The sequence below is a fragment of the Allobosea sp. UNC402CLCol genome (genome assembly GCF_000745475.1).
Lineage (GTDB): Bacteria > Pseudomonadota > Alphaproteobacteria > Rhizobiales > Beijerinckiaceae > Allobosea > Allobosea spartocytisi.
On record NZ_JQJJ01000009.1, the window covers coordinates 93,093 to 115,591 of the forward strand.

The window sequence follows — 22,499 nt, forward strand, 5'->3', positions numbered from 1 at the left end:
TGATGTCTAGGGTTCGACGATCTTGAGTTCCTCGACGGTTTCCGCCGTCATGGTTCTTACTTTGGTCGCTCCGGGGCTGAACATGGTGCGCGCGCCGGCGGCGGCGGCTTGCAGCTTCCGTTTCCAGCTCTTCGCATCGCCGCTGCCGAGGCCGGCGAAATCGGACCGGCGCATCGCGTCCGCGTTCCTGCCTTGGTAGACAAGCACGCCGCGATCGGTCACCACGATATCGCCGCGCCGCATCGTGGGATCCTTGAGATACCAGTACGGGTCGCTCGAGGGATCGAGCTGCACCACCGGTGGTTTCGGTGTCGACCGAGCCTCGACCGGTGCTGCCTTGGCGCGAACGCTCTTCTGCCGCCGCGGCTTCACTGTGACGCTGAGCGGGTTGTACGGCTCCACGGCCTGGGGCCGTGGAGGGGCTCCCAAAAAGGCTCGCGCGAGATCGTCGAAAAACCCGGCGGCATGGGCCGGCAAGGCGGTGATACTCAGAATCGTAGCCAGGCCGGCAAGCGAGATCGCGCGAAACGCCATGAGCGGTAGCCTTTCCCCCGAGAGGAAGTTAGCCCATCTACGCGAAAATTCAATGACATGGCTGATGCGCGGCACACGCGCGCTTAAGCGGAGGTTACCTGATCCGGTCGCTTTGAATCTCTCCCGGCCGCGGTTGCGTGCTCCGCGCCGGTTCAACTTGCCCGGGTATCGCCGCCAGGAGCGGCCCGCATCGCGTGGCGGGCCGCGGCCTGCGGATCCGGAGGAACAGCGGCATCGTCACGATGCCGCCGTTTCATCTCAGGCCTTGCCCTGCGCCGCGAACGCCTCCGCCCGGATGGTCGAGAGCGACTTCGCCGGGGTGATCGCCTCGGGGTCGAGCAGGCAGTGGATGATCGCCGGCTTGCCCGAGGCGACGGCGCGCTCGAAGGCGGCGGCGAAGTCCTCGGTTTTCTCGACGCGCTCGCCATGGCCGCCGAAGGCCTTGGCATAGGCGGCGAAATCGGGGTTCTTCAGCGTGGTCGCGGAGACGCGGCCGGGATATTCCCGTTCCTGATGCATGCGGATTGTGCCGTACATGCCGTTATCGACCACCACGACGATGACGGGCAGGTCGTATTGCACGGCGGTGGCGAAATCCTGCCCGTTCATCAGGAAGCAGCCATCGCCGGCGAAGGCGACGACGGTCCGCTCCGGGAAGATCCGCTTGGCGCCGATCGCCGCCGGGACGCCATAGCCCATCGAGCCCGAAGTCGGGGCGAGCTGCGTCGCGAACTTGTTGAAGCGATGGAAGCGGTGCACCCAGGTCGCATAGTTGCCGGCGCCGTTGCACAGGATCGCGTCGTCGGGCAGGCGGCTCCGCAGCCAGCGCACCATCTCGCCGGGATGGAAAGCTCCCGCGACGGGCGCCGGCTGCTCGCTCCAGGCGAGATAGGCCTCATGCGCTTCGGCAGCCGCGCCGGCCCAGGGGATCGTCTGCGGCGGATGCACGGTCTCGAGCGCCGCGCAGAAGGCGGTGGGCGTGGCGTTGATCGCCTGCGTCGGCCGGTAGACGCGGCCGAGCTCCTCCGGGTCCGGATGGACATGGACGAGCGGGCGTCCGGGATTGGGAATGCCGAACAGCGTATAGGACTGGCTCGGCATCTCCGAGAGCCGGCCGCCGACGAGCAGGACGAGGTCGCTCTCCTTGATGCGGGCGAGCAGCTTCGGGTTCGGGCCGATGCCGAGATCGCCGGCGAAGTTCGGATGATCGGCCGGGAACAGCATCTGCCGGCGGAAGGAAACCGCGACGGGCAGGTCGAAGCGCTCGGCGAAGCGCTGGAAGCGCTCGATCGCCTGCGGATTCCAGCGCGAGCCGCCGAGAATCGCGATCGGCTTCTTCGCCGCCCAGAGCCGCTTCTGCAATTCGATGGTCTGGGTCAGGGAGGGGTGCGTTTCCGTCACCTGATAGGGCTCGGCGTCGGCGACATCGGCGATGTCGGTCAGCATGTTCTCGGGCAGGGCGATCACCACCGGGCCGGGGCGGCCCGAGGTCGCGACATGGAAGGCGCGGCTGATGATCTCGGGGATGCGCGCGGCATCGTCGATCTCGGTCGCCCATTTCGTCATGGTGCCGAAGACGGCGCGGTAGTCGAGCTCCTGGAAGGCCTCGCGCTCACGCATGCTCTGGTCGATCTGGCCGACGAAGAGGATGAGCGGCGTCGAATCCTGATCGGCGATATGGACGCCGGGCGAGGCGTTGGTGGCGCCGGGACCGCGCGTGACGAAGCAGATGCCGGGCTTGCCGGTCAGCTTGCCGGCGGCCTCGGCCATCATGCAGGCGCCGCCCTCGGCCCGGCAGATGGTGACCTTCATCGAGGCGTCGTGCAGCGCGTCGAGCACGGCGAGATAGCTCTCGCCCGGCACGCAGAAGGCGTCTGTGGCGCCGTGGAGGATGAGCTGGTCGACGAGGATCTGCCCGCCAGTACGATTAGCCATGCTGCGGCCCTCCCCAGGCCGGATCGTTCAGAATCTCGTCGGCATGCTCGCCGAGCCGTGGGCTCGTGCGCTCAGCCACTTGCCGCACGCCATCCATGACGATGGGCGAGGCGACGGTTGGAATATGGCCTGCCTTCGCGGCTGCGCTCGGCAGATCGACCTTGACGCCGCGCGCGATCACTTGTGGATCGGCGAAGACTTCGCCGATGTCGTTGATCGGTCCGGCCGGGACGCCGACCTTCTCCAGCGCCGCCAGCAGGTCGAGCTTGGCATAACGCTGGCAAAGCCGGTGCAAACGCTCGGTCAGAGCGACGCGGTTCTTCACCCGCGAGCGGTTGTCGATGTAGTCGGGCTCCTCGGCCAGCGTCGGTTCGCCCAGAACCTCGCAGAGCTTGCGCCATTGCCCGTCATTGCCGGTGGCGATGATGATGTGGCCGTCCGCGACCGGAAACACGTCATAGGGGACGATGTTGGGATGGGCGTTGCCGAGCCGCGCCGGGGGCTGGCCGCCGACCAGATAGTTCATCGCCTGGTTGCCGAGCACGGCGATCTGCGTGTCGAGCAGCGCCATGTCGAGCGTCGCGCCCTCGCCGGTGAGGTCGCGACGGCGCAGCGCCGCGAGGATGCCGTTGGAGGCATAGAGGCCGGTGAAGATGTCGGCGACGGCATAGCCCGCCTTCATCGGCGCGCCCGCGGGCTCGCCGGTGACCGACATCGGCCCGCCCATGCCCTGGACGAGGAAGTCGTAGCCGGCGCGCGGCGCATAAGGGCCGTCCTGCCCGAAGCCGGTGACGGAGCAATAGACGAGGCGCGGGAATTCCTTGCGGAGCGAAGCGGCGTCGAGCCCGTATTTTTCGAGGCCGCCGACCTTGAAATTCTCGACCACCACATCGGCATGGGCGGCGAGCCGCTTGACCAGCGCCTGCCCTTCCGCCGTGCGGAAATCGGCCGTGATCGAGCGCTTGCCGCGATTGGCCGAGTGGAAATAGGCGGCCGAGAGGTTCTCGCCCTCGGCACCCTCGACGAAGGGCGGGCCCCATTTGCGGGTGTCGTCGCCCTCGGGTGCCTCGACCTTGACGACATCGGCGCCGAGATCGGCCAACAACTGGCCGATCCAGGGACCTGCGAGGATGCGCGCCAGTTCGAGGACGCGCAGGCCGGCGAGGGGAGGGGATTGAGACATCATCGTATGTCCGCGCCGTCATCCCGGCCGGAGCGAAGCGCAGACCCGGGATCCATGCCTGACCGCCGATCGGCGATGTTCCGGAATGGATCCCGGGTCGACCTGCGGTCGCCCGGGATGACGCGGAGGGGGGCGGAAGGGCTCAGAAGAACGCCTGCAGGCCGGTGATCGCCCGGCCAAGGATCAGCGCGTGGACGTCATGCGTGCCCTCATAGGTGTTCACCGTCTCGAGGTTCGCGGCGTGGCGCATCACCTGATACTCGATCTGGATGCCGTTGCCGCCATGCATGTCGCGGGCCTGGCGGGCGATGTCGAGCGCCTTGCCGCAATTGTTGCGCTTGACGAGGCTGATCATCTCCGGGGCCATCTTGCCCTCGTCGAGCAGGCGCCCGACGCGAAGCGAGCCCTGCAGGCCGAGCGTGATCTCGGTCAGCATGTCCGCGAGCTTCTTCTGGTAGAGCTGCGTCTGGGCGAGCGGCTTGTTGAACTGCTTGCGGTCGAGCCCGTACTGGCGGGCGCGGTGGAAGCAATCCTCGGCGGCGCCCATCACGCCCCAGGAGATGCCGTAGCGGGCGCGGTTGAGGCAGCCGAACGGTCCCGACAGGCCCGAGACGTTCGGCAGCAGGTTCTCTTCGGGAACGATGACGCCGTCCATCACGACTTCGCCGGTGATCGAGGCGCGGAGCGAGAGCTTGCCGCCGATCTTCGGCGCGGACAGGCCCTTCATGCCCTTCTCGAGGATGAAGCCGCGGATCTGGTTGTCATGCGCTGATGATTTCGCCCAGACGACGAAGACGTCGGCGATCGGCGAGTTCGAGATCCACATCTTCGATCCCGTCAGCTTGTAGCCGTCGGCGACCTTCTCGGCGCGGGTCTTCATGCCGCCGGGATCGGAGCCGGCATCCGGCTCGGTCAGGCCGAAGCAGCCGACCCATTCGCCCGAGCCCAGCTTCGGCAGGTACTTCTTGCGCTGCTCTTCGCTGCCATAGGCATAGATTGGGTACATCACGAGTGAGGACTGCACCGACATCATCGAGCGGTAGCCCGAGTCGATGCGCTCGACCTCGCGGGCGACGAGCCCGTAGGAGACGTAGTTGGCGCCGGCGCAGCCATACTCCTCGGGGACGGTGACGCCGAGCAGGCCGAGCTCGCCCATTTCGTTGAAGATCGAGCGGTCGGTCTTCTCGTCGAGATAGGCTTCGTTCACGCGCGGCTGGAGCTTCTCCTGCGCATAGGCGCGGGCCGTGTCGCGGATCAGCCGCTCGTCCTCGTTCAGCTGCTCGTCGAGCAGATAGGCATCGTCCCAGGTGAACTTCGCGAGCTTGTGGCTGCCGGCCATGGTTTTCGTCTCCCTCAGATTCCAGAACCGTCATTCCGGGGCTTCGCGGAGCGAAGAGCCCGGAATCCAGAGCCGCGGAACAGAATCCAGATAAGTGGATCGGGTTCGTCCCTCTTGATGAGGGCATCGGTTCTGGGTTCCGGGCTCGCCGCTCACGCGGCGCCCCGGAATGACGGCGGTGTTTCCTATCGACCGATCACGCATCCACGTCGAAGCTGACGCCCTGCGCCAGCGGCAGCGTGGTGCCGTAGTTCACGGTGTTGGTGGCGCGGCGCATATAGGCCTTCCAGGCGTCGGAGCCCGCCTCGCGGCCGCCGCCAGTCTCCTTCTCGCCGCCGAACGCCCCGCCGATCTCGGCGCCCGAGGGGCCGATATTGACGTTGGCGATGCCGCAATCGGAACCCTCGTCCGAGACGAAGAGCTCGGCCTCGCGCATGTTCAGCGTGAAGATCGAGGAGGACAGGCCGGCGCCGACCGCGTTCTGGATCGCGATCGCCTCGTCGATGGACTTGTACTTCATCACATAGAGGATCGGGGCGAAGGTCTCGCGCTCGACCGGGCCGCACTGCCTGGGCATCTCGACCAGCGCCGGACGGACATAGAAGCCCCCATTGCCAACGTCGACCTTCTCGCCGCCATGGACCTTGCCGCCCTCGGCCTTGGCCTCGGAGAGCGCCTTCTGCATGCCCTGATAGGCGGCCTCGTCGACCAGCGGGCCGACCAGAACACCGGCCTCGCGGGGATCGCCGATCTTCACGCTGGCATAGACCTTGGCGAGCTTCGGCACGAGCGCATCATAGACGCTTTCATGCACGATCAGGCGGCGCAGCGTGGTGCAGCGCTGGCCGGCGGTGCCCATCGCCGCGAAGGCGATGCCGCGCAGCGCAATGTCGAGATCGGCCGAGGGAGCGACGATCGCGGCATTGTTGCCGCCGAGCTCCAGGATGGCGCGGGCGAAGCGCGCGGCGAGCTTCTGGCCGACTTCCTTGCCCATGCGGGTCGAGCCGGTGGCCGAGACGACCGGAACGCGGTGATCCTGGACCAGGATGTCGCCGAGCTCGCGGCCGCCGATCAGGATCTCGGAGAGGCCGATCGGGGCCTCGGGGCCGAAGCGCTTCATCGTCTTCTCGACGATGGCTTGCACGGCGAGCGCGGTCAGCGGGGTCTTCTCGGAGGGCTTCCAGACGACGCTGTCGCCGCAGACGAAGGCGAGCGCCGCGTTCCAGGACCAGACCGCCACCGGGAAGTTGAAGGCCGAGATCACGCCGACGACGCCGATCGGATGCCAGGTCTCCATCATGCGATGGTTCGGGCGCTCGGTCGCGATGGTCAGGCCGTAGAGCTGGCGCGAGAGGCCGACGGCGAAGTCGCAGATGTCGATCATCTCCTGGACCTCGCCGAGGCCCTCGGAGGTGACCTTGCCGGCTTCGAGCGTCACCAGCAGGCCGAGATCGGCCTTGGCGGCGCGCAGCTCTTCGCCGAGCAGGCGGACGAACTCGCCGCGGCGCGGCGCCGGCACCTTGCGCCAGGCGAGATAGGCGGATTGGGCCCGACCGATCGCGGCCTCGGCCTCGGCCGGAGAGGTCTCGCGCAGGGTCACGACGGTTTCGCCGGTGATCGGCGAGCGCGCCGACAGGCCGGCATCCGCATAGGCGCTCTCGGAGACGCCGAGGCGCTTGAGCAGGGCGAGCGTGTCTTTCGGCAGGGATGTGGCCATCTTTGTCTTCCAAAACGGTCGCAGCGCCGCAGGGGAGAGGCCCCGGGGCGCATGGCAGAGGGGCGCGGAAACCCAAGGCGCCGCGCTTGAGGCCGGGAGAATGCCCTCTTTCTTATCCTTGGGGCAATCGATATGTTCTCACCACTTGGTGAGTTCTAGTCATGGATGATGTCCTCATTCCCGGCCGCCTGTCGGTGCCCTCGCTCTCAGCGCTCGCTGCCTTCGAGGCGGCGGCCCGGCATGGCAGCTTCACCCGTGCCGCCGAGGAGCTGAGCCTGACGCAAGGCGCCGTCAGCCGGCAGGTGGCCCAGCTCGAAGGGGCTCTCGGCGTCAGCCTGTTCGAGCGCGTCAAGAAGCGCGTCAGCCTCACCGCCGCCGGCGCGGCCTATGCCGCGGAGGTTCGCGAAGGGCTGTCGCGGCTCGCCGCCGCCACCGTATCCGCCATGGCCTTCCGGGGCGCGGCCGGCGTGCTCAACCTCGCCATCCTGCCGACCTTCGGCACGCGCTGGCTGATCCCGCGCCTGCCGCGCTTCACCGAAGCCCATCCCGGCATCACCATCAACTTCGCCACCAAGCTCGTGCCCTTCGATTTCAGCCGCGAGCCGCTCGACGCCGCCGTCCATTTCGGGGATCCGGTCTGGCCGGGGGCGCGGCTGCACCGGTTGATGGGGGAGGAGATCGTGCCGGTCGCCTCGCCCGCTCTCGTCGCCCGCTTCGGGATCGCCGAGCCGGCCGACATGCTGAAGGCGCCGCTGCTGCAGCAATCGACGCGGCCGCGCGCCTGGGCCAATTGGCTGGAGCAGCAGGGCCTGCCGCCCCAGCGCGCGCTGGTGGGACCGCGCTTCGAGCAGTTCGCCATGGTCTCGCAGGCGGCTGTGGCGGGGCTCGGGCTCGCCATCGTGCCGCGCTTCCTCGTCGAGGAGGAGTTGCGCTCGGGCGCGCTCGTCATCCCGATCGACCGTTCGTTGATCGGGCAGGAAGGCTATTATCTGGTCTATCCCGAGGAGAAGGCGAACCTGCCGGCCGTCACCGCTTTCCGCGACTGGCTGTTGGCGGAGTGCGCGCCTGTGGGATAGCGCCCCTCTCGACAAGCGCTTCCAGCCACGTCATTCATGCGCGGAATTCACCAACCCGGCTCCCTGCGGAGTCGTCGCGCGAGGCCCGCCATGCCGTCCGTCTCCGAGACCGCCGATGTCGTGATTTGCGGCGGTGCCGCGATCGGCTCCTCAGTCGCCTATCATCTTGCAGCCGATCCCGGCTTCTCCGGCAAGGTCATCGTCGTCGAGAAGGACCCGACCTACCGCTACTCCGCCTCGGCGCTCTCGGCCGCCTCGATCCGCCAGCAATTCTCAAGCGCGGTGAACATCCGCGTCTCGCTCTACGGCATCGCGTTTTTGCGCAACATCGGCACCCATCTCTCGGTCGATGGCGAGGTGCCGGCGATCGATCTCCACGAGGGCGGATACCTCTATCTCGCCGGCGAGGAGGGTAAAGGGATTCTCGAAGCCAATCAAAAGCTTCAGCAGCAGGAAGGCGCCGATATCGCGCTTTATGCTGCAGAAATGCTGCGCAGCAAATTCCCCTGGCTGAACACCTCCGACCTCGCCTGCGGCACCTATGGCGTCAGCGGCGAGGGCTGGTTCGACGGCTGGGCCTTGCTGCAAGCCTTTCGCAAGAAGGCGCGCAGCCTCGGCATCGAATACCGCCAGGGCGAGGTCATCAGCTATCTCACGGAGGGCGGTCGCGTCACCGGCGTCGAGCTCGCCGATGGCAGCCGCATCGCCTGCGGCGCGGTGGTCAATGCCAGCGGCACCCATGGCGCCAGGCTGGCGGCGACGGCAGGCATCGCGATCCCCGTGAAGTCGATGAAGCGCTATGTCTTCACCTTCACCTGCAAGGGCGATGTCGGGAATTGTCCGCTCCTGATCGACACGAACGGCGCCTGGTGCCGGCCGGAAGGTCAGCGCACGGCCGAAGGGCAACTCTTCATCGGCAGCTGCTCGCCGCTGACGCCCGAGCAGGATGTCGAATGGGTCGAAACCGATCCGGGCGTGGAGGATGTCGACTGGCCCTTCTTCGAGGAGGCGGTCTGGGCGCCGCTGGCCCATCGCATCCCGGCCTTCGAGCAGATCAAGCCCGGCCGTGCCTGGGCCGGCCCCTACGACATGTGCGGGCTCGACCATAACGCCATTGTCGGCCCGGCGGTCGGAATGCCGAACCTCTATCTCGCCAATGGCTTCTCCGGCCATGGCCTGCAGCAATCCCCGGCCGTGGGGCGCGGCATCGCCGAGCACATCGCGCATGGCCGTTATCGCTCGCTCGATCTTGCCGATCTCGGCCATGAGCGCATCGTTGCCGGCAGGCCCCTCGCCGAGGCCAACATCATCTGAGCAAGATCGCCTGAGAAGGAGGCCGCGATGGTCGATCCCGCCTTCGTCCGGACCATGGCCCGCTACAATGCCTGGCAGAACGAGAGCCTGATGGCCGCTGCCGATGGGTTGACCGACGCGGAGCGCCGGCTAGACCGCGGCGCCTTCTTCAAGTCGATCCACGGCACCTTCAATCATCTCCTTTGGGGCGATGAGACCTGGCTCAGCCGCCTGACAGGTTCCGCCAAGCCGCCGATCAGCGGCCGCGACTCCGTGATCTATGTCGATGACTGGAGCGCATTCTGCGCCCGGCGCCGCGAACGGGACGCTGCCATCCTCGCCTGGGCGGATGCGGTCGAGGCTGATTGGCTGCGCGGCACGCTGATCTGGTACTTCGGTCGCGCGGGCCGTGAGATCGGCAAGCCGCGTGCCTTCGTCATCGCCCATATGTTCAACCACCAGACCCACCATCGCGGCCAGATCCATGCGATGCTGACGGCCGCCGGAGCCAGGCCGGAGGACACCGATCTCCTTCTGGTCGACGAAGCACGCTAGGCGGCGCGGCGACAGGTCGATGAAGAGGCGCGGTTGTGCGGCGCCCCTATGGCATAAGCACGGTGCGCACTTTTTGGCCCGGCCATCCGCCTTGGTCTCAGCCGGCTTTCTCCGCTGAAAGGGGCGTCATTGCACGCTGCTTCGACCGCTCGTCCCGCTCCTCATGATCGGGCGGAACCGAAGCCGTCGCATGCTGGCTGAGTTTCTGGAACAGGCCGAGGCCGACCAGCGCGAAGATCGCGAGCAGCATCACAAGGCCGGGATAGACGATCTCGCTCAGCGTCTCGCGGGTGGTCTTGGCGATCAGCACCAGCGCTTCCAGCGCCAGCGCCACGATGATGATCGACATGAACTTGGTCAGCGATCCCCGCGCCTCGGCAGGGTGGCGCATCTCGCGGTCGGCCACCACCTCCTCCTCGAACAGGAACTTGCCGACATCGGAGACGGCGACCGCGATGATGATGAGACCGATCGCGTCGAGCATCGTGTCGAGACCGCCATCGCCGGTCCAGAAGCCATGCGCGGTGCGCCAGACGGCGACGCCGATCAGAATGATCGCGGCGCCGAGCAGCGCGAAGGCGATGATGGTGTAGAGCAGCCGGCTGAACAGCGTCATGTCTTCCCCCAATCCGCTTGCGGGCGACAACGGGCGGCAAGCCCCGCCGGTTCCGTCGCGGGGGGCTTCCGGGGTATCGAAAGCGTGCATGGCCGCTCCGGCAGCCGCGGCGATTGCTGGCTCTCGCGATCCATGCTCCAAGCGCTGGACCCCGCCGGAGCGCCCGCCCATGCCCGAGACGACCACACTCTTGACCTTCGCCCTGATCGCGCTCGGCATGGTGCTGACCCCAGGCCCCAACATGATCTACCTGATCTCGCGCTCGATCGCGCAGGGTAGGGCGGCGGGGCTGATTTCGCTCGGCGGCGTCATCCTCGGCTTCTTCGTCTACATGTTCTGCGCGGCCTTCGGCATCACGGCCCTGCTCTTCGCCGTACCCTATGCCTATGACGCGCTGAGGCTCGGCGGCGCCGCCTATCTGCTCTGGCTTGCCTGGCAGGCGGTGCGCCCCGGTGGCCGCTCGCCCTTCCATGTCCGCGACCTGCCGCATGACGGCCCTCGCAAGCTCTTCGCTATGGGCTTCCTGACCAGCCTGCTCAATCCGAAGATCGCGATGTTCTATCTCGCGCTGCTGCCGCAATTCATCGACCCGGCCGCGGGCGATGTCCTCGGCCAGTCCATGGTGCTCGGTTTCATCCAGATCGCCATCAGCGGCAGCGTCAACGCCCTGATCGCGACGGCGGCGGGCAGCATCGCACTATTCCTGCGGACGCGGCCCTTCTGGTCGCTGGTGCAGCGCTGGCTGATGGGCACGGTGCTGGCCGGTTTCGCCCTGCGCATGGCGATGGAAGCGCGCCGCTGACGAGGGCTGCATGTCCGCAAGCGCGTCCACGTCCGCTCTACGGCCGGGATTGCCGGCGCTCTTCACGGGCTTCCTCAAGATCGGGCTGATGGGCTTCGGCGGCGTCGGCCCCATTGCGCGCCATATCATCGTCGCCGAACGCGGCTGGCTCGACGATCGCGGCTATGCCGAGTTGATGGGCATCTGCCAGGCGCTTCCAGGCGCGAACACGGTCAACGTGGCCGTGATGCTGGGGGATCGCTTCCGGGGACCGATCGGCGCCCTGACCTGCCTCGTCGCCCTGATGGCCATGCCGCTGCTGGTGCTCGTCGCCATCGCGAACATCTACGACGCGGTTTCGAACCATCCGCTGGCGCAGATCGCCCTGACCGGGGCGGCGGCAAGCGCGGCCGGGCTCATCCTCGGCACCGCCGCCCGGCTCCTCACCCGCGCCGGGCTTGCCCGCTGGGCCTGGATCATGGCCGCTGCCGCCTTTCTCGCCGTCGGTATTCTCAGGCTGCCGATGCTGCCGGCCCTGCTGGTGCTGGTGCCGCTCGGCCTGGTCGCGGCATCGTTGAGCGCGAGGCGGGTCTGATGGAGCGCGGTGTCCTCGGCCAGCTCGCCATCACCTTCGGCGCGATCTCGCTGATGGCGATCGGCGGCGCCAATGCGGTGGTGCCGGAGATCCACCGCCAGCTCGTCGATGTCCTCGCCTGGATGGATGCGCCGACCTTCGCCCGGCTCTTCGCCATCGCGCAGGCGGCGCCGGGGCCGAACGTCATGCTGGCGAGCGTCGTCGGCTGGCACATGGCCGGGACGACGGGCCTGCTCGTCGCGACCCTTGCGATCCTGCTGCCATCGTCCGTGTTGACCTTCGTCTGCAGCCGCGGCCTGCAGCGCTATCGCGACAATCGCATCGTCAGGATCGTCACGCTGGCGCTGGTGCCGATTGCGCTCGGCCTCATGCTGGCGAGCGGCCTTGTCGCGGCAATCGCGGCCGATGCCGGTGTCTTCGGTTATGCGGTCACCGCCGCGACCGCGATCGTCACCTACCGGTCCAAGGTGAACCCGCTCGTCCCGATGGCGGCGGGCACGGTCGTCTACGCCACCGCCTGGGCGCTCGGCTTCGTCTGATCGGGCAGGCCGATTGCCGCCAGGGCGCCAAATGGCGTGCGGCAGCCTGGGCGTGGTACAGATGGGCCGGGAGAAGGGGCTTGTCGTGAAGACCGAGCAAAGCGTTCTGCGCCTCTCGATCGCCGTCACATTCCTGCTGGCGGCCGCAGGCATCGTCTTCGGCCTTCTCTCCGGTTCCTTCGCGATCGTCTTCGACGGCGTCTACGCCCTGACCGACGCGATCATGACGATCGTCGCGCTGCTGGTCTCGACCCTGATCGTCTCCTCGACGGCGGACGGAGCCGCCGGCAGCAAGCTGGTCAAGCATTTCACCATGGGCTTCTGGCATCTGGAGCCGATGGTGCTCGGCCTCAATGGCGTCCTGCTGACCGGGGCGGCGATCTACGCCCTGATCAATGCCATCGGCAGCATCATGGCCGGCGGTCGGCTTCTCGCCTTCGACTACGCCATCATCTATGCGGCGCTGACGATGCTGATCGCCTTCGCCATGGCGATCTACGGCGCGCGGGCCAACCGCACCCTTCAGTCGAATTTCGTCGCGCTCGATGCCAAGGCCTGGCTGATGTCCGGTGCCTTGAGCGGCGCGCTGCTCGTCGCCTTCGGCTTCGGCTATGCGATCCAGGGCACGAAGCTCGCCTGGATGCTGCCCTATGTCGATCCGGTGGCGCTGGCTCTGGTCTGCATCGCGGTGATTCCCGTTCCGATTGGCACGATCAAGCAGGCCTTCGCCGACATCCTGCTCGTGACCCCGTCCGACCTGAAGCAGCATGTCGATGCCGTCGCAGAGGATTTCGTCCGCCGTTACGGCTTCGCCTCCTACCGCTCCTATGTCGCGCGCGTCGGCAGGGGCAGGCAGATCGAGCTCTTCTTCATCGTGCCGAAGGGCGGAGCGGCGCAGAAGCTGGAGGAGTGGGATCGCATTCGCGACGAGGTCGGCGAGGCGATCGGCGACGACACGCCCGACCGCTGGCTCACCATCGCTTTCACGACCGACCCCGAATGGGCCGATTGATCGGCGGCCGGGCGGTCCCGGCATGCGCCGCATGAAGGGGCTCTCCGCCGCGGTTTGCCGTTGCCGCGGGCGGCTGAGCCGATAAGCTGCCGGCATTGTCCCGTTCGGAACGATTGCGAGTGAGTCGATGAGCGTCTTGAGCCCCGAAGAGAAGAAGGTCACCGAGTGGCTGGCGAGCCGCAAGGAAGGCATGGTCGCGCTGCTGCGCGAGCTCGTCGACACCGACTCTGGCTCCTACGACAAGGCCGGCGTCGACCGGGCCGGGCAGGTGATCGCCCGCTTCCATCAGGCCAACGGGCTCGATGTCGAGATCGTGCCGGACAGCCGCTTCGGCGATGCCGTCAAGGCGCGCCTGCCCAACCCGACGGCCAATGACCAGCGCCCCGTCCTGCTGCTCGGCCATCGCGACACCGTCTTTCCGCAGGGCGAGCCGACGCGCCGCCCCTTCACCATCAAGGGCGCGCGCGCCTATGGGCCGGGCGTCGCCGACATGAAGGGCGGCCTCGTCATCGAGGCCTTCGTGGCTGCCGCCTTCGCCGAATTGGGCGGGCTCGCCGCGCCTCTGCTGATGCTGACGACCAGCGACGAGGAGATCGGCTCGCCATCCTCGCGGCCGGTGATCGAGGCTGCCGCACGCGAGTCGCGCTGCGTCTTCAATGCCGAGCCCAGCCGCCTGCCGGCCGGTACCGATTTCGCCAGGGACCACAAGCAGTCGGTCACCAGCGGCCGCAAGGGCGGCGTCTTCATGCGGGCCGAGTTCACCGGCAAGCCCGCCCATTCCGGCGCCAATTACGAGAAAGGCGCCTCGGCCATCGTCGATCTCGGCCACAAGATCCCGAAGCTCCAGGGCCTCACCGATCTGGAGAAGGGCGTCACCGTCAATGTCGGCCTGATCGGCGGCGGCCAGACCGTCAACACCATCGCTCCGAGTGCCTGGTGCGAGATCGACCTGCGCTACGTCACCGCCGCCCAGCGCGACGAGATGGTCGGCAAGATCAAGGCGATCATCGAAGCGCCGGAGGTTGCCGGCACCAGCGCCGTGCTCTCGATCAAGGGCGAGTTCCTGCCGCTGGAGCGCTCCTCGGAATCGGCTGCGCTCTACGACACCTATCGCGAGGCGGCGGCCGCCTTCGGCATCGGCGTCACCGCGGAATTCACCGGCGGCTGCGCCGATTCCGGCTTTACCGCCGCGCAAGGCACTCCGACGCTGTGCAGCGTCGGGCCGATCGGCGGCATGGCGCATACGCCGGACGAGTTCCTCGAGGTCGAAAGCCTCGTGCCGGCGGCGCAGGTGCTGGCGCTCGCGGTGATGCGGGCTGCGGCGAAGGTGGAGTGAGGCTCAGCGGCAGAGCAGATTGATCTTACGGCTGAGCGAGGGCTCGTCCTCGCTCAGCCGGTCGGTCAGCACGTGCAGCCAGTTGAAGCCGACCCAGAGTTCGAGCCGGTCGTCGATTTCGTCGGCCGCGATATCTCCCCGCTCTGCCGCGCGCACGAACATCCTGCGCGGCGAGGCGAGGCGTTCCGGCATGAACTTGAAGCGCAGTGCGGCGAGTGCCGTCTCGCTGGTCTGTGCTTCGGCGATCAGCCCGCGGAAGACGCGCCCTGCCGCATCCTCGCGCCAGAAGCGCCAGAGATCCCTGGTGTAGCGCAGCAGGTCTTCGCGCAGCGACCCGGTATCCGGCACCGGGATGGCGGCGTCCTTCTCGACACCGTAGATCGCGATGAACAGCTCGGCCTTGTTCGGCCACCAGCGATAGATCGTCGGCTTGCCGGCCCCGGCGCGGCGCGCGACCTCCTCGATCGAGAAGCCGGCATAGCCCTTTTCCGCCAGCAGTTCCCGTGCAGCCGCCTTGACGGCAGCTTCCGTCTCCGGGCTACGCCGGGCGCCGATCGAGGCACGGCGCTTCGGCTTCGGTTCCATCTGTCTGACCTCGTCTGCTTGGCCTCTTGACATAACGAAACGGCCCGTTTAGTTCAAGGTCAATAGAAACGAAACGTTCCGTTATGTGGAGAAGCCGATGACCGCATCCTTTGCGTCCCGCCTTGCCTCGCGCCTGCGCTTCCTGGTCGTCGCGACCGTCGGCGCCTATGCCGCCATCAATCTGGTGCTGGCGGTGCTGGCGCCCTTCACTGCCGGCTGGCCCACATTGGGCATCACGGCGCTGGCCGTGCCGCCCATGGTGCTGGCGATGGTCTATGGGGTGATCCCGGTCGCCTTTCGCTTCGGCGCGCCGCGCTGACCGTCCCGGGAGCGGGCCGTCTCAGAAGGCCTCTTCCCAGTTGCGGCTGAGCCGCATCGCCGAGTTGATCATGCCGACCATCGAATAGGTCTGCGGGAAGTTGCCCCAGAGCTCGCCGGTCTTGAGGTCGGCATCCTCGGAGAGCAGGCCGAAGCTGTTGCGGCGCTGCAGGATGCGCTCGAACAGCGCCTTGGCTTCCTCGCCGCGTCCGATCGCGTTCAGTGCGTCGACATACCAGAAGGCGCAGATCAGGAAGCCGGTGTGCATGTAGCCGAAATCGTCCTGCGTGGCGTAGCGCAGCAGGAGATCGCCGCGCGTGAGATCGCGTCCGATCGCTTCGACGGTGGCGACGAAGCGGGCGTCGTCTGGCTTGACGAAGCCGAGCTCGGCCAGGAGCAGCAGTGTCGCGTCGAGCTCCTCGCCATCGAAGGTCGAGACGAAATGGCCCTTCTGCTCGTTCCAGATCCGCTCGGCGATGAAGCCCTTGAGCCGCTTGGCCTCGCCCTTCCAGTATTCCTTGCGGTCGGCCCGGCCGAGCGTGCCGGCGATGCGGGCCAGCCGATCGCAGGCCGCCCAGCACATCACGCTGGAGAAGGAGTGCACCGCTTCCTTCTCGCGCAGCTCCCAGGGGCCGGCATCAGGCTTGTCGAAGACGGAGAGCGCCAGCTCGCCCATGCGTTCGAGCTGCTCGAACAGCGTATCCTTGCCGGGCTGGATCAGGCGCCGGTCGAAGAAGGAATGCGTCGCCGCCAGCACCACGGCACCGTAGCCGTCGTTCTGGATCTGCCCGGCCGCGCCATTGCCGAAGCGTACTGGCCGGTGTCCGCGATAGCCGGAGAGGCTGGTTGCCTCGAACTCCGTCAGCGTCCCGCCGCGCGTGATCGGATAGAGCGGCGGCAGGTGCTCCGCGCCGCTCTCCGAGAACGAGTCGACGATGTTGGTGATGAAGCCGAGATAGTCCTCCATCGTGCGCGTCGTGCCGAGGCGGTTCAGCGCATGCACGACGAAATAGGCGTCGCGCAGCCAGCAATAGCGGTAATCCCAGTTGCGCTGGGTGCCGGGGGCCTCGGGAATCGAGGTCGTCAGCGCCGCGACGATGGCGCCGGTTTCCTCAAAAGCGCAGAGCTTCAGCGTGATCGCGGCCCGGATCACTTCGCGCTGGTACTCGAAGGGGATCGAGAGCGAGCGCACCCAGTCGCGCCAGTAGTCGGTGGTCTTGTCGAGGAACTCGCGCGACGTGGTCTCGATCTCGGCGCGCAGAGCCTCGTCGGAGCCGATGAAGAAGGAATAGGCCTGGTCGACGGCGAAGGGCGTGCCTTCCACGACATAGGAGAGCGGGGCGTTCGTCGTCAGCCGGATGGTCTGGTCGGCGCCGACGAAACGGACATGGTTGGAACCGCGCGTGATCTCGTCCGGCTGCTCGCCGAGGCCGAGGCAGGGCTTCACCATGACGCGGATGCGCGGCCGTCCCGACACCCGCCGCACCCGCCGCACGATCTGCGGCGGCCGAAAGAAGCGCTCATAGCGCACGAAGCGCGGCGCGAAATCGAGGATTTCGATGGCGTTGCCCTGGTCGTCGGACAGCACGGAGGAGAGGATCGCGGTGTTGTCGAGATAGCTCTGCTCGCAGCGCGTCATGCCGACGAGCTCGATGCCGAAGAAGCCCTTCTTCGGCTCCGCGTCGCCATCGTCCGCCTCGTTGTCGATCAGGGAGCAGAAGACCGGATCGCGGTCGAAACGCGGGAAGCAGCCCCAGACGATGCGGGCGCGCCGGTCGATGAGCGCGGCGATCGAGCAGTTGCCGATGACACCGAGGTCGAGCGAGGCGGAGTGTTGCCCCGCGGCCGTGGTCGTGACGGTCATGGTCAGGTCGGTCCTCGTCAGGTCGGTCCAAGAGCATTTTCAAGCGACGCGGATACCGGTTCGCATGAAGAAAATGCAATGAAATGAAGAGCTGGAGAATGTCCGCGCTTCGGACACGCGGACATTCTCCGATCAGCCCTGGGTGAAGCTGGCGGCGGAAAGGTGGCCGTTCTCGGCGGCTTCGAGAAGGATGCGGTGCAAGGCCGTCGGCGAGGCGAGGCGATGCATGGCGTGGCTTTCGCGGTCGGCGCCGATCCGCACCGACAGGCCACCCATCGCGTTCACCGTCTTGAAGCCGTCCTCGTCGGTGATGTCGTCGCCGATGAAGATCGGCAGGCGCGCGGCATAGGTCGGCGTCGCCATCAGCCAGGCGATGGCGCCGCCCTTGCTGGCATTCGCAGGGACGATCTCGGCGACCGACTTGCCTTCCTGCAGGCGCACGCCCGGCCCCATCTTCGCGGCGGTGCGGCGCATCAGGTCGAGCGCCTCGTCCTTGAGCGTGGGGGCAAGCCGCCAGTGCAGCGCCACCGAGATCCGCTTGTCCTCGACGATGATGCCGACATGGCTGTTGGCGAAGCGGACGAGCTCGCGCAGCGCTTCATGCAGGCTGTCCGGCGCGTCCGATTGCGCCCGAAGCGCGCCGCCCATCCGGATCTGGGCGCCATGCAACCCGGCGATGTCGAACTGATAGGGAGTCAGCATCTCGTCGAGGAACGCGATCGGGCGCCCGGAGACCAGCGCCAGCGCGCCGCCGAGCTTGAGGCGCAGCGCCTCGAGCGCGGGCGCGACGCGACGGTCGAGCTTCACGTCCTCCGGCGAAGGCGCGATCTCGACGAGCGTGCCGTCGAAATCCAGAAAGAGTGCGATCTGCTGCTCGGTCTGAGCGATGTCGCGGATTTCATGGATAGATTCGGGTTCGATCAAGGTCGTCATCGTTCTGTATCTGAGCGGAGAAGGAGGCAGAAGAACGGCCAGTCGATCCGCTAATCCTTTCTTTCACAATTTGCGGAGCGCCGCCGCCGAAAAATCGTCCTTGGGGTTGTGCCGCTGTACTGGATGCTTAACATGCAGGACACGATTTCACCGCAAGGCCGCCATCGCTTCGTCACGCAGCCGGCCCTGCACCTCGGAAACATTACGCCTTTCGCGGCGTTCTGTTCCTGCCGCCCATGGCAAAAATCGGGCGGCCTTCCTCGGAGAACTCGTCGCCCATGCGTCTTGTCGTCGTTTCCAACCGCGTCACCATCCCCGATCGCCATGAAAAAGCGACGGCGGGCGGCTTAGCGGTCGCGCTGAGGGAGGCGCTCGAAAAATATGGCGGCCTCTGGTTCGGCTGGAGCGGCGCAGTCGGCGAGGACACCCGCCAGGTCCAGCGCGGCAACGTGACCTACGCGGTCACCGACCTGACCGAGGCCGAACGCCAAAGCTATTATCTCGGCTTCTCCAACCGCGCGCTCTGGCCGATCATGCATTACCGGCTCGGGCTGACCGAGTTCCAGCGCAGCGACTATATGGGCTATCTCGGCGTCAACCGCCGCTTCGCCCGGGCACTGGCCGGGCTGATCCAGCCGGACGACGTCATCTGGATTCACGACTACCACCTGATTCCGCTGGCGGCGGAGCTGCGCCGGCGCGGTGTCACCAACCGGATCGGCTATTTCCATCACATTCCCTGGCCTTCCGCCGATGTGCTGGGCGCCCTGCCGTTCAGCGCCACGCTGGTCCGGACGCTCGCCGCCTACGATCTCATCGGCATGCAGACCGAGCTCGACGTTCGCAATCTGATCGGCGGCCTCGTCGATTTGTGCGGCGCTCGCCAGGAAGGGCGGCGTGTGCGCCTCGGCGCGCGCGAGACCCTGATGCAGGCCTTCCCGATCGGCATCGATGTCGAGGCGTTCCGGCGCTTGGCCGCGGCCTCGGTGCGCCGGGCGGTGACGCCGCTCAGGGCCACGCGGGAATCGCTCGGCGAACGCAAGCTGGTGATCGGCGTCGACCGGCTCGACTACTCGAAGGGCATCGTCCAGCGCCTGGAGGCCTTCGGCCAGTTCCTGCGCAGCCATCCGGAGCAGCGTGGCAATGTCAGCCTGCTGCAGATCGCCCCGCCGTCGCGCAGCGACGTGCCGGAATATGCCGAGCTCGACCGGATGTCCGACGAGGTGGCGGGGCGGCTCAACGCCCAGCTCGGCGAATTCGACTGGACGCCGATCCGCGTGGTGAAGAAGGCCTATTCCCGCACCGCGCTCGCCGGCTTCTATCGCCGCGCGCAGGTCGGGCTGGTCACGCCGATGCGGGATGGCATGAACCTCGTCGCGAAGGAATATGTCGCGGCGCAGGACCCGGCGGATCCCGGTGTGCTGGTGCTGTCGCGCTTTGCCGGGGCCGCGCAGCAGATGGGTGAGGCGCTGATCGTCAACCCCTACGACACCCATGAGGTGGCGGAGGCGATCCGCACCGCGTTGGCGATGCCGAAGAGCGAGCGCATCCGCCGCTTCGAGCAGCTCTACCATGTCATCGAGACGACCGACATCGACTGGTGGCGGCGGCGCTATCTGGAAGCGCTCACCGGCGTGCCCCTGTCCACCGGCGCCGTCGAGCCGCCCCGGAAGACCGGGACCAGGACCAAGGGCGATTCGGCGACGAGGCGCGCGAGCCGCGCCAAGGGGGCCGCTGTTCCCGGGCGTACAGATACGAAGAGTCGGGCGGTCGCCGCCGGGCACAAGGCGAGCCCGCATCCGGGCGATGCGGGGCATTCCACGCCCGTCCGCTGACTTGCCTGCCGGGCCGATCGCGAAAATCTGGCCTGAATCGCTGATCGTGCCGCGCCCGGCGCAACCGGCCCTTGCCGAAGGCGGCCTTTGGTCGCTAGAAGGCGCAGTGATCCGGGTGGGCGACTCAGGGTCTGGACAGGCATCGTATCGTCGATGGCTGAGGAGGCGGCGGAGGGCTGAGATCGATGCGAGGCGCTCTCGGAGGACCGGGCGTCCTTTTGCGCCGCCTCCGCGAGGTCATGGCGGCGTCGATCAGCCCGCAGGAGCGGCTGGACAGGCTCGTCGTCCTGATCGCCGGCAATCTCGTCGCCGAAGTCTGCTCGGTCTACGTCCTGCGCGAGGACGGCTCCCTCGAGCTCTATGCCACAGAAGGCCTCAATCGCGAGGCGGTCCACCTCACCACGATGCGGGCCGGCGAAGGCCTCGTCGGCCTGATCGCGAGCGAGGCCGAAGCGCTGGCCCTGTCGGATGCGCAGGCGCATCCGGCCTTCTCCTACCGCCCCGAGACGGGCGAAGAAGTCTATCGCTCCTTCCTGGGTGTGCCGATCCTGCGTGGCGGCGCCGTGATGGGCGTGCTCGTCATCCAGAATCGCGCCTCTCGGATCTATTCCGAGGAGGAGATCGAGACGCTGCAGACCACCGCCATGATCATGGCGGAGATGATCGCGGCCGGCGGGCTGAAGTCGCTGGCCGCGCCCGGCGCCTCGATCGGCCTCGACCGGCCGATCCATGGCGTCGGTGTCTCGCTGGCGGATGGCGTCGGCCTCGGCCATGCCGTGATGCACGAGCCGCGCGTCGCGATCAGCAACCTCATCGCCGAGAACCCTGCCGCCGAGGTGACGCGGCTGGAGGCGGCGATCGGCGAGATGCGGGCCTCGATCGACGAATTGATCGAGCGCGGCGACGTCGCCCATACCGGCGAGCATCGCGACGTGCTCGAAACCTTCCGCATGTTCGCCCATGACCAGGGCTGGCTGCGCCGCATGCGCGAGGTGGTGCTGACCGGCCTCACCGCCGAGGCGGCGGTCGAGCGCGTCCAGTCCGACACCCGCGCCAAGATGCTGCGCCAGACCGATCCCTATCTGCGCGAGCGCCTGCACGATCTCGACGATCTGGCCAACCGCCTGCTGCGGACATTGACGGGCAAGGCCAACGGCGTCGCGCGCGAGGACCTGCCGGAGAACGCCATCCTCGTGGCGCGCTCGATGGGGCCGGCGGCCCTGCTCGACTATGACCGCTCCCGTCTGCGCGGGCTCCTGCTGGAGGAGGGCGGGCCGACCAGCCACATCGCCATCGTCGCCCGCGCGCTCGGCATCCCCGCTGTCGGCGAGGTCGTCAACGCCACGGCGCTGGTCCAGGCCGGCGATGCCATCATCGTCGACGGCCAGGCCGGCGAGGTGCAGATCCGCCCGCAGCCCGATGTCGAGAACGCCTACAAGGACAAGGCCCGGCTGAGGGCGCGCAAGCAGAAGCAATACGAGAAGCTGAAGGAGATGCCGGCCGTCACCAGGGACGGCCTCGGCATCACCTTGCAGATCAATGCCGGGCTGATCGTCGACATGCCGAACATCACGGCGACGGCCGCCTCCGGCATCGGGCTGTTCCGCACCGAATTGCAGTTCATGGTGGCGCAGCACATGCCGACCACCGCCGAGCAGCAGGCGCTCTATGCCGCGGTGCTCGATGCGGCCGAGCATCGCCCGGTCACCTTCCGCACCCTCGATATCGGCGGCGACAAGGTGCTGCCCTATATGGAGCGGATCGAGGAGGAGAACCCGGCGCTGGGCTGGCGCGCGATCCGCATCGGCCTCGACAAGCCGCGGCTGCTGCGGGCGCAGTTGCGCGCGATGTTGCGGGCCGGCGCCGGCCGCGATCTCAAGATCATGCTGCCCATGGTCGCGACGACCGAGGAATTCCGGCGGGCCCGCATGATCCTGCACCGCGAGCAGGCCATGCTGGAGAAGCAGGGCGTCGCGCCGCCGCGTGATCTGCGCGTTGGCGTGATGGTCGAGGTGCCGTCGCTGCTGTTCGAATTGCCCGAGATCGCCCGCGAGGCGGATTTTCTCTCGATCGGCACCAACGACCTGATGCAGTTCCTCTTCGCCGCCGACCGCGAGAACAAGCGCGTCGCCGACCGCTTCGATCCGCTCAGCGTGGGCGCCCTGCGCGCCTTGCGGAGCATCGTCGACGCGGCGAGCGAGGCGCGTTGCCCGGTCACGGTCTGCGGGGAGATGGGCGGCAAGCCGCTGGAGACCATGGCGTTGATCGGGCTGGGCTATCGCGCCTTCTCGATGTCGGCGGCCTCGGTCGGCCCGGTCAAGGCGATGCTGCGCGGGCTCGATGCCGGCAAACTCCGGGAGCGGCTCGAATGGATGCTCGCCTCACCCGAAGGCGCGGTCAATCTGCGCCCGCAGCTGGCGGCCTTCGCCTCCGAGTTCAAGGTGCCGGTCTAG

The 22,499-nt window shown here is 67.4% G+C and carries 20 protein-coding genes; 11 read left to right on the forward strand and 9 right to left on the reverse strand.

Going from position 1 to position 22,499, the window contains the following annotated elements:
* Positions 1-6: 6 nt before the first annotated feature.
* From GY40_RS07775 to GY40_RS07795, 5 genes are all read right to left on the reverse strand, one after another.
* Positions 7-534: a hypothetical protein gene (locus GY40_RS07775; RefSeq protein ID WP_038360634.1), complete on the reverse strand. Its 528-nt coding sequence runs from the start codon at positions 532-534 to the stop codon at positions 7-9.
* Between the two features lie 258 nt (positions 535-792).
* Complete coding sequence (locus GY40_RS07780) at positions 793-2,469, reverse strand: thiamine pyrophosphate-binding protein (RefSeq protein ID WP_038360636.1); 1,677 nt, start codon at positions 2,467-2,469, stop codon at positions 793-795.
* Positions 2,462-3,652 (reverse strand): CaiB/BaiF CoA transferase family protein, encoded by a 1,191-nt coding sequence (locus GY40_RS07785; protein WP_038362189.1) that lies wholly within the window; start codon positions 3,650-3,652, stop codon positions 2,462-2,464. The genes GY40_RS07780 and GY40_RS07785 overlap by 8 nt, the downstream gene beginning before the upstream one ends.
* A gap of 142 nt (positions 3,653-3,794) precedes the next feature.
* Entirely contained in the window at positions 3,795-4,991 is a 1,197-nt protein-coding gene (locus GY40_RS07790; protein WP_038360638.1) for an acyl-CoA dehydrogenase, read from the reverse strand.
* Between the two features lie 196 nt (positions 4,992-5,187).
* Entirely contained in the window at positions 5,188-6,708 is a 1,521-nt protein-coding gene (locus GY40_RS07795; RefSeq protein WP_038360640.1) for an L-piperidine-6-carboxylate dehydrogenase, read from the reverse strand.
* Positions 6,709-6,869: 161 nt separating this feature from the next.
* Here GY40_RS07795 and GY40_RS07800 point away from each other — a divergent pair, with 161 nt between their 5' ends.
* The 3 genes from GY40_RS07800 (at position 6,870) to GY40_RS07810 (ending at position 9,632) form a co-directional block, all read left to right on the forward strand.
* On the forward strand, positions 6,870-7,784 hold the full coding sequence (locus GY40_RS07800; protein ID WP_038360641.1) for a LysR family transcriptional regulator: 915 nt from the start codon (positions 6,870-6,872) through the stop codon (positions 7,782-7,784).
* Positions 7,785-7,874: 90 nt separating this feature from the next.
* On the forward strand, positions 7,875-9,098 hold the full coding sequence (locus GY40_RS07805) for an NAD(P)/FAD-dependent oxidoreductase (RefSeq protein ID WP_038360643.1): 1,224 nt from the start codon (positions 7,875-7,877) through the stop codon (positions 9,096-9,098).
* Positions 9,099-9,125: 27 nt separating this feature from the next.
* Entirely contained in the window at positions 9,126-9,632 is a 507-nt protein-coding gene (locus GY40_RS07810; protein WP_038360646.1) for a DinB family protein, read from the forward strand.
* Between the two features lie 97 nt (positions 9,633-9,729).
* On the opposite strand, the gene GY40_RS07815 is transcribed toward GY40_RS07810, so the two are convergent.
* Positions 9,730-10,248: a hypothetical protein gene (locus GY40_RS07815; RefSeq protein WP_038360649.1), complete on the reverse strand. Its 519-nt coding sequence runs from the start codon at positions 10,246-10,248 to the stop codon at positions 9,730-9,732.
* A gap of 169 nt (positions 10,249-10,417) precedes the next feature.
* On the opposite strand from GY40_RS07815, the gene GY40_RS07820 reads away from it, so the two are divergent.
* The 5 genes from GY40_RS07820 to GY40_RS07840 all read left to right on the forward strand — a co-directional run bounded on the left by GY40_RS07820 (position 10,418) and on the right by GY40_RS07840 (position 14,511).
* The gene (locus GY40_RS07820) at positions 10,418-11,050 is read left to right on the forward strand and encodes a LysE family translocator (protein ID WP_038360652.1); all 633 of its coding nucleotides are present in this window, start codon (positions 10,418-10,420) and stop codon (positions 11,048-11,050) included.
* A gap of 10 nt (positions 11,051-11,060) precedes the next feature.
* The gene (locus GY40_RS07825) at positions 11,061-11,624 is read left to right on the forward strand and encodes a chromate transporter (RefSeq protein WP_038360655.1); all 564 of its coding nucleotides are present in this window, start codon (positions 11,061-11,063) and stop codon (positions 11,622-11,624) included.
* Positions 11,624-12,163: a chromate transporter gene (locus GY40_RS07830; RefSeq protein WP_038360657.1), complete on the forward strand. Its 540-nt coding sequence runs from the start codon at positions 11,624-11,626 to the stop codon at positions 12,161-12,163. Before GY40_RS07825 ends, GY40_RS07830 begins: the two co-directional genes overlap by 1 nt.
* An 85-nt stretch (positions 12,164-12,248) precedes the next feature.
* The gene (locus tag GY40_RS07835; protein ID WP_038362191.1) at positions 12,249-13,175 is read left to right on the forward strand and encodes a cation diffusion facilitator family transporter; all 927 of its coding nucleotides are present in this window, start codon (positions 12,249-12,251) and stop codon (positions 13,173-13,175) included.
* 127 nt (positions 13,176-13,302) lie between these two features.
* Complete coding sequence (locus GY40_RS07840; RefSeq protein WP_038360660.1) at positions 13,303-14,511, forward strand: M20 family metallopeptidase; 1,209 nt, start codon at positions 13,303-13,305, stop codon at positions 14,509-14,511.
* A gap of 3 nt (positions 14,512-14,514) precedes the next feature.
* On the opposite strand, the gene GY40_RS07845 is transcribed toward GY40_RS07840, so the two are convergent.
* Complete coding sequence (locus tag GY40_RS07845) at positions 14,515-15,096, reverse strand: TetR/AcrR family transcriptional regulator (RefSeq protein ID WP_038360663.1); 582 nt, start codon at positions 15,094-15,096, stop codon at positions 14,515-14,517.
* Positions 15,097-15,193: 97 nt separating this feature from the next.
* Here GY40_RS07845 and GY40_RS07850 point away from each other — a divergent pair, with 97 nt between their 5' ends.
* Entirely contained in the window at positions 15,194-15,415 is a 222-nt protein-coding gene (locus GY40_RS07850; protein WP_038360666.1) for a putative antibiotic biosynthesis monooxygenase, read from the forward strand.
* A 21-nt stretch (positions 15,416-15,436) separates the two neighbouring features.
* Here GY40_RS07850 and GY40_RS07855 read toward each other — a convergent pair whose 3' ends face one another.
* Together GY40_RS07855 and otsB are read right to left on the reverse strand one after the other, a co-directional pair.
* A complete protein-coding gene (locus GY40_RS07855) occupies positions 15,437-17,278 on the reverse strand; it encodes a glycoside hydrolase family 15 protein (protein ID WP_038360668.1) in 1,842 nt (613 codons plus the stop codon).
* A gap of 132 nt (positions 17,279-17,410) precedes the next feature.
* Positions 17,411-18,211: a trehalose-phosphatase gene (otsB, locus tag GY40_RS07860; protein WP_051987656.1), complete on the reverse strand. Its 801-nt coding sequence runs from the start codon at positions 18,209-18,211 to the stop codon at positions 17,411-17,413.
* 278 nt (positions 18,212-18,489) lie between these two features.
* Here otsB and GY40_RS07865 point away from each other — a divergent pair, with 278 nt between their 5' ends.
* Positions 18,490-20,046, forward strand: coding sequence for an alpha,alpha-trehalose-phosphate synthase (UDP-forming) (locus GY40_RS07865; RefSeq protein WP_081925256.1), 1,557 nt, complete (start codon positions 18,490-18,492; stop codon positions 20,044-20,046).
* Between the two features lie 185 nt (positions 20,047-20,231).
* Positions 20,232-22,499 carry a phosphoenolpyruvate--protein phosphotransferase gene (gene ptsP / locus GY40_RS07870; protein ID WP_038360671.1) on the forward strand — a complete coding sequence of 756 codons (2,268 nt, stop codon included), beginning with the start codon at positions 20,232-20,234 and terminating at the stop codon, positions 22,497-22,499.